The sequence below is a fragment of the Acinetobacter sp. YH12239 genome, from assembly GCF_013417635.1.
Taxonomy (GTDB): Bacteria; Pseudomonadota; Gammaproteobacteria; order Pseudomonadales; family Moraxellaceae; genus Acinetobacter.
This window is the reverse complement of sequence record NZ_VPDP01000014.1, coordinates 50,515-60,119: the sequence shown is the minus strand read 5'-3', so window position 1 is coordinate 60,119 and position 9,605 is coordinate 50,515. Positions and strand designations below refer to the sequence as shown.

Below are 9,605 nucleotides of genomic sequence, written 5' to 3'. Positions count from 1 at the left end.
TAGCAAGAGTGAACCACCTGATCCCTTCCCGAACTCAGAAGTGAAACCTCTTAGCGCTGATGGTAGTGTGGGGTTACCCATGTGAGAGTAAGTCATCGCCAGCTCATTATTCTAAACACCCCCTTCATTCGAAGGGGGTGTTTTTTTATATCAAAAAATGGAATTTGAAAATAATTAAATGCTTTTAATTAAATAAGAAGCTCCATTCAGTTAATTTATGCCAAACAATAAATGCCTTAGTGATAAGGCTAATATCATAAAAACAACTCAACTAATTAGTTGAAAAGCTAAATAATAAACAATAGTGAATGGTTCAAAAAATGAATGATTTACAATGAAATTTTTATTTACAAAAAGCATCAAAGTTCACTATTAAATAAAATGCCAATTCTAATTTACAGATTGAGTATTCAAAATTGAGGTTTCAGTCGAAAGGTTATATAAGAATTCATTCTTAGTAACTAAGAATAAATATAAAACTCTTAAAACTTGAATTTTCATGATTTTTTATGCCAATTGAATTATTAATCAATCTATTAAATGAATAATCCACTAGAAAGTTGTATAGACAAAAATCCTAATTTATTGCATTTATATAAAATATGAATCTAGGTTCATTATTTTAAAAATACTCACAATTGGAGGTGAGATAAAAATGACAGCGCAGACAATGAATGTGAATGCTGTAATTGATAATGCAAAATTTAAACCCTTTCATTTATCAATCGTATTATGGTGTTTATTTATCGTAATTTTTGACGGTTATGATTTAGCAATTAATGGCGTGACGTTGCCACTTCTTATGCAAGAATGGGGTATGACTTCTGTCCAAGCTGGGTTATTAGCGAGCACAGCGCTAGCGGGAATGATGTTTGGTGCAATGCTTTTTGGTATGTTGGCAGATAAAATTGGTCGAAAAAAAGTTATTTTAATTTGTGTAACCTTGTTCAGTGGTTTTACTTTTTTAGGAGGATTCGCAACTAATCCAACAGAATTTGGAATTTTAAGATTTATTGCTGGACTTGGTATCGGCGGTGTTTTGCCAAATTTAGTAACTTTAACTTCTGAATATGCACCACAAAAATTGAGAAGTACCTTAGTTACGATTATGTTTAGTGGCTATGCAGTTGGCGGAATTATGGCGGCTTTATTGGGTGTAAAATTTACACCTGAATTTGGTTGGCAGATTATGTTCTTTATTGCAGGAATTCCATTATTAGTATTACCGTTTATATGGAAGTATATGCCTGAATCACTAACATTTTTAGTGAAACAAAAAAATTATGAACCTGCCTCAGGAATTATTAATAAAATCAACGCAGATTTAAATGTTAATTCTTCAACTCATTTAGTTCTAAACGAAATTAAACTACCTGATGCATCGGTTAAATCTCTTTTTACTGATAATAGAGCGAAAACGACGTTATTATTTTGGTGCTGCTTTTTTATGTGTCTTTTAATGACATACGCATTAGGAAGTTGGTTACCAAAGTTAATGATGGCTGCAGGTTATTCTTTGGGAAGTAGTTTAACGTTTTTACTTTCATTAAATATTGGCGCTGTCATCGGTACTATTGGTGGTGGAATTCTAGCAGACAAATTTCATCTCAAACCTGTAGTGATTTCGATGTTTGTAATTGGAGCTTTTGCTTTATTTGGATTAAGTTTCAATTCGCCGCCAATGGTTATTTATCTACTTGTGGCATTGGCTGGTGCAGCATCAATTGGTACAAGTATTTTAATATATAGCTATGTAGCGCAATCTTATCCAATTGCTGTACGTTCAACTGGGATTGGTTGGGCTTCAGCAGTAGGGCGTATAGGTGCAATTGTCGGCCCCATTGTCATTGGTATTCTTTTAGGAATGGAATTGCCGCACAAATGGAATTTCATTGCCGTTGCTATACCAGCAGTAATTGGTGCAATAGCCGTGTTCTGTATTAAAAGGACAAAAGTGATTGAAACAGTTCCTGAAAAAATAAAAATCGCATCTTCAATTACACAGTAGAATAAAAGCCTCATAAGAGGCTTTTTTTATAAATGTGATTTTAAATTTTTTTGATGCTCTTTAACCTGTTTGGCATAACGTTTACCTTGTTTTTTCATTTTTCGATTTGTGTTGTATCCAGTAGGTCCAACGTTGTAATAGGCCAGAGCTTTTTTCCAGCTACCAGCAGATTGATTGTATTTTGATAGAATATAAGTCCCACAATGTATATTAATATTTTCTTGAAAAAGGTCACCTGAACAAGATTGTTGCCAATATCTAGGGATAATTTGAGTAAGGCCTACAGCACCTGCTGGTGATACTGCATAATTTCGATAACTCGATTCTTGTCGAATAAGTGCGGCCATTAACAGGGGGTCGACATCAAATTGTTGCGCACTTTGCACAATTAGTGGTGAAACCCTATTTGCGGTGTCTGGGTGTACAGAGTATGCCTTTTGAATACCTGTTGAAAGTTTTGCAGCGCGTTTTTGTACTGAACCACCACCTAAAGATGAGCAACCAACAAACACGATACACGATGATAGAACTAAACTATATTTAAGGAAAGTAAAGGATGGGGGAGGTGATTGTAAACGTTTTAAAAAAAGCAAAATATTAACCGTTCAAATTCAATTTGCAAAAATCATAAGTAAGCTGGTGATTGGGGTCAAGCCCTAGATAAAATGGAGTGTTGTAGTTTTGCAATATACTGATGAGTAAAATAAATAGATCAGAAAAAATTTAAAATTGATTCAATATTTTCTTATAATAATGCCATTATTAAATGCCTGAAATCATCATGACGCCAGCTTGTAAATTTCTGAAAAACAAAAAGATAGATTATTCTGTTCATGAATATGAGCATGATCCTAATGCTGAAAGTTTTGGTTTAGAAGCAGCTCAAAAATTGGGTTTATCTGTACATGAAGTTTTTAAGACACTTCTAGTGACAGATGATGTCAATTATTTTGTGACAATTTTACCAGTGGACCATCAACTTAATTTAAAAAAGGCGGCGAATGCTTTCAGTTGTAAAAAACTTAAAATGGCTGATCCAAAAGTGGCTGAGCGTTTGACAGGTTATTTAGTAGGTGGGATTAGTCCAATTGCTCAAAAGAAACGACTTAAGACAGTCATTCACCAATCGGCCAGTTCTCTTAAAAGGGTTTACGTAAGTGGTGGAAAACGAGGGCTAGATATCGGATTAGATCCTCAATCATTGGCCCAAGTATTAGATGCTCAATTTAAGGACATTGTGGATCACACTTAATGTTTGATCACTACATTTGACGTAGATTGGTTAGATATTCTTGAGCGATAAAAATTTCTTGATCATCAGTTGGGCATACCTTGTTCCATTGATGTTCTTGATCTAATTCCCAAGCACGTTGATTATCGTTCAGATAATTCAATAGACCATCTTTAATAATCGTTTTCTTTAGTTTTTTATCTTCTATCGGAAAACAAGTTTCTACTCTTGAAAATAAATTACGTCCCATCCAGTCTGCACTTGAACAATATAATTTCTCATTGCCTTGATCTAGAAAATAGTAAACCCGTGTGTGTTCTAAAAAACGTCCTACAATAGATCTGACGCGGATATTTTCTGACAACTGTGGTACTTTAGGTCTTAATGAACAGATGGAACGAATGATCAGATCGATTTGAACGCCTGCATTTGACGCTTGATAAAGTGCCGCGATTAATTTTGGTTCAGTTAACGCGTTAACTTTGATAATAATATGCGCTTTATGACCAGACTTAACGTGGTGGATTTCATTGGCAATGAGTTTTAAAAGCTGATCATGCAAGGTAAAAGGTGCATGGAACAGCTTTTTAGGTTTTGCCATTTTTCCCATACCGGTCAATTCTTGAAAGATTTTATGGACATCTTCACAAATGTCATCATCAGTGGTCAGCAGACCGTAATCGGTATACATTTTTGCATTACCAGCATGATAATTGCCAGTTCCCAAATGAACATACCGTTTCAGATGATCTGCTTCTCTACGAACAACCAGAATCATTTTAGCGTGAGTTTTATAGCCCACAATGCCATAAACAACGACAGCTCCAGCTTCTTGTAAGAGGTTGGCGACCATGATATTGGATTCTTCATCAAATCTAGCACGTAATTCAATAATCGCAGTAACTTCTTTACCATTTCGTGCTGCTTCTGCTAAGACTTGAACGATCTCTGAATCTGGTCCGCTGCGATAAAGAGTCTGCTTAATTGCCAAGACATTAGGGTCTTTTGCAGCTTCTTTTAACAGGTTGATGACAGGTGAAAATGAGTCAAACGGATGATGTAAAAGGACATCACGTTGTTTCAATACATCAAATATACTTTTTGATTGTCTTAGTATCTTCGGTATCACGGGTTGATAGGGTTTAAACTTTAAATCTGGACAATCAAAATCTGAAAATAATCGAGCTAAATTTACAGGACCTTGAACACGATAGAGTTGTGAAGGCTCTAAATCAAATTGTTCAAGTAGATATCGGTTAATCGTTTCTGGACAATTGTGATCAATTTCAAGTCTAACTTCACGTCCAAATCTTCGCGAAGAAAGTTCATCTTTAAGAGCAACTGCAAGATCGTCTACATCGTCAGCTAAATTTAAGTCAGCATTGCGTGTAACACGGAATTGGTAGCATCCTGTCGCTTTCATTCCTGGAAATAAGTCATTGATATGTTGTTGCAGAATAGCCGACAACAGGATGTAATGTTGCTTACCTTCGCACAAGTCATCAGGAATTTTGATCGCTCTTGGTAAAGTTCTCGGTGCAGGTACGATCGCAAGCTCAATCTGACGACCAAAAGCATCTTTACCTTCAAGTGTGACAATAAAATTAAGGCTCTTATTGACTAAACGGGGAAAAGGATGGGCAGGGTCTAAACTGATGGGTGTGATTACTGGTTGAATAAATTTACTGAAGTAGTTTTGAATCCATTCCGTATATTTATCTAAAATTCCATGATATTGGATAAATTCGATACCATAAGATTTAAGTTGAGGGATGAGCTCGTTATTAAGTATCTGATATTGTTCTTGAACCGCATGATGCGTTGTTTTAGATATTTGTTCTAAAATAATTTCATTGGGAATAGCATCAGGCGCGGTTGTTATTTGATTTAATTCGATCTGCTTTAGAAGTCCAGCAACGCGTATTTCAAAAAACTCATCTAAATTCCGAGAAAAGATGATTAAAAAATTTAGTTGCTCTAATAAGGGGTGGTGAGGGTCTTTAGCTTGAGCTAAAACTCGTTTATGGAATTCTAATAATGAAAGTTCGCGATTTATGTAAGTGTCTGAATTGTGTTGAAAGTTTTCAAGAGAGTGCATAGTACCAATTATTGCTTTTTGAGCCGTCAGGAAAGACCTTGCAGCGATGGTACGTTTGATATGTGACAGTAATATTACATTGATTGGTATATATTCGATAAATATATATAATTGGATTTATTTTATTTTAATCAAAAAAGCACACAATAAGTGTGCTTTTTTTTAACTCAATGAGGGCTTAGAAATCGTAACGGAAACCTAAAGATAAACCTAAAGCATCCTCACCTTTGAAACCCTTCACATTATTTGTACGTGCTTGTTCCCACGGTGTAAGGCTTGAGTTTTTGTCATTAAGCACAGTTGCGACGTTACCGTAAACACGAACTGCTTTATCAAGACGATGTTCAAGTCCTAAAGCAATGAGTGTTGCGTTCGCATCTTTAGCATCTACATCACGGTGCATCACTTGACCACGGATATATGTTTTTGGTGCAAATTTATAATCAGCTGCAACACCAATGACTTGTGCATCAGGATTTTTTACGTCATTGTCATGAGTCATATATTGATATAAACCACCAATATTTAGCTCAGGTGTGATTTTATAAGCACCAGCTAAACGGAAGCCATCACGTTCGCCACGAGTCGCATCTTCTTCATAATGTTCATAGGCAGCTGCGAAATCAACAGGACCTTCTTTATAGGTCAATGCAAGATCGTAAGCTTTATTCTTTTTAGAGTCGCCTTTCTTTTGAATAACTTCACCAGTATCTTCATCTACAATTGTTTCAGTGAAGCCTGGAGAATTGCTTTCGTGCAATGAAAGTGCTGCTAATACATTGAACCCATTTCCGAATTTTGGTGATTTATATTCGATGGTATTTTCATTACGCTCATCAAAACGTAAATCACCAGCACGTGTTACATTACGTAAATCACCTACTTGATCACCGAAAAAGTTAACTGGACCACGTGCTATTTTAAAAGGGCTATCAAAACGACCGACACGAGTTTGACCGAAATTACCTTTTAAACCAACAAATGTATCACGTGTTGCAAAATCAACACCTGAATTTTGTCCACCGCTAGCAAAGTTGATTTCTTGTTCAATTTGACCAAAAACGGTCATATCGTTTTCTAGTTTTTGTTCAACTTTAAAGCCTAGACGAGATGAGTTAGATGATAGACCTACTTCATTATAATCTTTACCATCATCAAGGTAATCTAATGAAACATGTGCGCGACCATAAATTTTAACGTCAGCTGCCATTGCGATTGCTGGTGTAATAAGTGTTGCCCCAACTGCTAATGCGCAAAGTGTTTTTTTCATTTCTAGCTCCAGTAAAGACTGATTTTTTGTCCTAATAATCATGATCAGTAGTTTTTTTGTAACTACTGTTCTCTATTGGTGCTAAGTATTCATTACAAATAAGTCAGTAATATTAAGAATTTATTTCATTATCATTAAAATGGATAGAAACAATTTATAGTAATCAAAAGGCATAAAAACAAAAAAGGAGCCAAAGCTCCTTAATTTTATAAGGATCTGTTATAAAGCAGCTTTAATCTTCTCAGCCAAAGCCTTGATACGCTCTTGATCACCCATTTGTGCTGCGTGTTTACCCAGTTCATGAATTGAACTTGGAATAAGATGAAAGTGTACGTGAGGCACGGTTTGCCCAGCTGCAGCACCAGATAACTGCATCAAAACTATACCTTTTGCATCTAATGCTGTTTCAATCGCTTTTGCAATTTTTTGAACGATTTGAATCGTGTACGCTGCAGTGTTTGGATCTAAGTCGAGTAAAGTTACGGCAGGTGATTTAGGGATGACTAAAGTATGACCATCTGCCTGAGGCATAATGTCCATAAATGCAAGAACTTGCTCATCCTCATACACTTTAATTGCAGGAAGTTCACCACGTAGAATTCTTGCAAAAATATTTTGATCATCGTAAGCCATAACTATTCCCAGAATGTAATTAGATTGAATTATTTACAGTTCAATTCTTTCTGACGTTGCTTAATGGAGTCAAGCTTTTGTTGCTCTTTTTCTGAGAACTTAGGTTTAGTTGTATTGCAATTTTCATTGCCGAACTTTGCCTTAGTATCTGGATCTTTAAAACAGAAGCCTTTTGATGCATAGATGATGTTGTAATCATCTTTAAGTTTTTCACACTCTTTTGTAGTATCGGCAAAAGCATTAACCCCAGCTGAAACAGATACAGCAGTAATTAAACCTAATAAAAACTTATTCATGAGTATCCTCATTTAGAAATGGACATTTGATATTGTCACATTTCAATTATATGGGCTTTATATGTGAATTCAATGGCGAAAATTTATTCTAAGGTAATTTTGCTCCATGATTCGTACATTTTAACTGCTGTCGAAAAATCACTATTAGGTTCAGCTATTGCATTAGCAGCACCAATTAGACTTTGAGTAAGCGTAATGACAGGTGCGGATAATTTTGCTTGATGAATGAGTTCTACTGCGATACCAGTGTCTTTGCTCAGTAACGGTAAGGCAAAAGTATTTGGAAAACTTCGATTTAATACCCGTTGAGGCAATACATTTTCAGTCACACCACTTTTACCACTTGAAGCATTGATGCACTCTAATGCTTCATTTAAATCCACACCATGTGCTTTAAGTGCAGTAAAACCTTCAGCAGCGGCACATAAGTGGACAGCCAAGAGCATGTTGTTCACTGCTTTCACAGCAAAACCAGATCCTGAGTCTCCTACATGCTTAATCAGTTTACCCATGGCTTGCATTGCTGGTAATACAGTTTCAAAAGCAACTTTTTCACCACCTACCATGAAGGTTAAAGTCGCGTTTTCAGCACCAATAGTTTGTCCGCTAACAGGCGCATCTAGAAAAAATACACCTTTTGATTTTAAAAAAGCTTGTTGTGCTTTAGCTGCATCAGGCATGCCACTGGTGCAGTCTACCCAAATTGATCCAGATTTAATGTCGACTTGATGAATGATCTCATTGACTTGCTGACTCGTTGGTAAGCAACTAAAAATGATATCAGCTTGGGCAGCTTCTTGAAGTGATACAGCTTGTGTTTGATATTCAGTTGCATGTTGTTTGGCTTTCTCGAAATTTCGATTCCATACCAAAACTGATTCATAGTGTTTGGGTAAATGAGCTGCCATACGGTAACCCATTGCTCCTAATCCAATAAATGCAACTGTCGTCATTTTCTTTACTCTGTTTGTGTTGAACGCTCTGCTAACCAGTGAGCAAGTTCAGGCCAAAATTGATCGGCACTTTTTAGACTCGACATTAAACCTAAATGCCCACCAGGAATAAGAGTAAACGTGACATCACGACTATTTGTCAATTCAGTCAATGGTCTAACAGCATCAGCTGTGACCATTTGATCGCTTGAACCCGCGCCAATCATAAGAGAGCAGTCTATATTTTTTAATTCGATTTTCTTATCTTGAAGTTCGATATAACCATTTTTTAACGGATTTCTTAACCAGACATTGAATAACATGTCTTGGTTTACCCCAGCAGGATAATCAATCATATGATTGAGGAAATAACCTAAAGTGGCATGTTCATGCAAAAGTTTTTTATCATCAAGATTCAGTAATAATTGTTTATGGCCTTCATACCAACCTTTGGGATCTAAAATTTTAAATCCAATTGCATTTAAAATACCTGGGGAGTGAATGAGGCGCTTAGGAATACGACCGTTATAAACTTTATGTTTGAGTAGACGAGTTCTTTCAAGATAGCGATTCATCTTAGCATATAGCTTTCCGATACTGCCTGAAGCAAAGCTATCAATTGGACTACCTAAAACGATTAGATTTTTGACATAGTTCGGCTGTCTGAGCGCTGTGTACAACAGAACAAATATTCCCGCCATACTCCAGCCATGTAAAGAAATTTGATCAGATTTAGCGTGTGTACGAATTTGATCGATACAATTTGGAATTGCATCATCAATAAAACCTAAAAAGTTGAGATCGCGATCTTTATAGCTAAAGTGTCCCCAATCCAACAAATACACGTCAAAACCTTGCTCTGTATAATATTTGATAAGAGAACGGTATGGATAAAGATCATAAATATCCATCTTGATCGCTAAAGGCGCGACAAAGACCAATGGCTCAACATATTTTTTATTTTCAGATGCGTAATATCGAATTTTACTCGATTTATGAGTACCTATCACTTCATACGGCGTTACTTGAGATAAAACCAAAGATTTACCGTAAAAAATGCGAGTCCCTAAATTTTTTAACTTGCTTTGTTTAGAACGCCAGTTAGTTTTTAAATGTTCCATGAAGGTTGAAGATCTC

Annotated in this window: 9 protein-coding genes and 1 rRNA gene; 3 read left to right on the top strand and 7 right to left on the bottom strand. The window is 35.9% G+C overall.

Annotation, left to right across the window (positions count from 1 at the left end; genetic code table 11):
* Positions 1–104 (top strand): 5S ribosomal RNA (gene rrf / locus FTV17_RS11960); the annotation flags it as partial.
* A 551-nt stretch (positions 105–655) separates the two neighbouring features.
* Positions 656–2,008: an MFS transporter gene (locus FTV17_RS11955; RefSeq protein WP_179999809.1), complete on the top strand. Its 1,353-nt coding sequence runs from the start codon at positions 656–658 to the stop codon at positions 2,006–2,008.
* Between the two features lie 26 nt (positions 2,009–2,034).
* Here the strand turns inward: FTV17_RS11955 and FTV17_RS11950 are convergent, their stop codons facing one another.
* A complete protein-coding gene (locus FTV17_RS11950; protein WP_373687207.1) occupies positions 2,035–2,520 on the bottom strand; it encodes a lytic transglycosylase domain-containing protein in 486 nt (161 codons plus the stop codon).
* Positions 2,521–2,789: 269 nt separating this feature from the next.
* Here FTV17_RS11950 and ybaK point away from each other — a divergent pair, with 269 nt between their 5' ends.
* Positions 2,790–3,260, top strand: coding sequence for a Cys-tRNA(Pro) deacylase (gene ybaK / locus FTV17_RS11945; RefSeq protein WP_179999820.1), 471 nt, complete (start codon positions 2,790–2,792; stop codon positions 3,258–3,260).
* A 10-nt stretch (positions 3,261–3,270) separates the two neighbouring features.
* Here the strand turns inward: ybaK and ppk1 are convergent, their stop codons facing one another.
* The 6 genes from ppk1 to FTV17_RS11915 form a co-directional block, all read right to left on the bottom strand.
* Entirely contained in the window at positions 3,271–5,337 is a 2,067-nt protein-coding gene (gene ppk1 / locus FTV17_RS11940) for a polyphosphate kinase 1 (protein ID WP_179999806.1), read from the bottom strand.
* A 178-nt stretch (positions 5,338–5,515) separates the two neighbouring features.
* A complete protein-coding gene (locus FTV17_RS11935; RefSeq protein ID WP_179999803.1) occupies positions 5,516–6,607 on the bottom strand; it encodes a porin in 1,092 nt (363 codons plus the stop codon).
* A gap of 219 nt (positions 6,608–6,826) precedes the next feature.
* On the bottom strand, positions 6,827–7,240 hold the full coding sequence (locus FTV17_RS11930; protein WP_092768455.1) for an HIT family protein: 414 nt from the start codon (positions 7,238–7,240) through the stop codon (positions 6,827–6,829).
* 29 nt (positions 7,241–7,269) lie between these two features.
* Positions 7,270–7,536, bottom strand: coding sequence for a YARHG domain-containing protein (locus FTV17_RS11925; protein WP_035266544.1), 267 nt, complete (start codon positions 7,534–7,536; stop codon positions 7,270–7,272).
* An 83-nt stretch (positions 7,537–7,619) separates the two neighbouring features.
* A complete protein-coding gene (locus FTV17_RS11920; protein WP_179999801.1) occupies positions 7,620–8,489 on the bottom strand; it encodes an NAD(P)-dependent oxidoreductase in 870 nt (289 codons plus the stop codon).
* Positions 8,490–8,494: 5 nt separating this feature from the next.
* Complete coding sequence (locus FTV17_RS11915; protein ID WP_179999799.1) at positions 8,495–9,589, bottom strand: alpha/beta fold hydrolase; 1,095 nt, start codon at positions 9,587–9,589, stop codon at positions 8,495–8,497.
* Positions 9,590–9,605 lie beyond the last annotated feature (16 nt).

Excerpts from the sequence above, each read along its gene's own strand:
- FTV17_RS11955 (WP_179999809.1), top strand. The coding sequence starts at position 656 with ATGACAGCGCAGACAATGAATGTGAATGCTGTAATTGATAATGCAAAA.
- ybaK (WP_179999820.1), top strand. The coding sequence starts at position 2,790 with ATGACGCCAGCTTGTAAATTTCTGAAAAACAAAAAGATAGATTATTCT.
- ppk1 (WP_179999806.1), bottom strand. The coding sequence starts at position 5,337 with ATGCACTCTCTTGAAAACTTTCAACACAATTCAGACACTTACATAAAT.
- FTV17_RS11935 (WP_179999803.1), bottom strand. The coding sequence starts at position 6,607 with ATGAAAAAAACACTTTGCGCATTAGCAGTTGGGGCAACACTTATTACA.
- FTV17_RS11930 (WP_092768455.1), bottom strand. The coding sequence starts at position 7,240 with ATGGCTTACGATGATCAAAATATTTTTGCAAGAATTCTACGTGGTGAA.
- FTV17_RS11925 (WP_035266544.1), bottom strand. The coding sequence starts at position 7,536 with ATGAATAAGTTTTTATTAGGTTTAATTACTGCTGTATCTGTTTCAGCT.
- FTV17_RS11920 (WP_179999801.1), bottom strand. The coding sequence starts at position 8,489 with ATGACGACAGTTGCATTTATTGGATTAGGAGCAATGGGTTACCGTATG.
- FTV17_RS11915 (WP_179999799.1), bottom strand. The coding sequence starts at position 9,589 with ATGGAACATTTAAAAACTAACTGGCGTTCTAAACAAAGCAAGTTAAAA.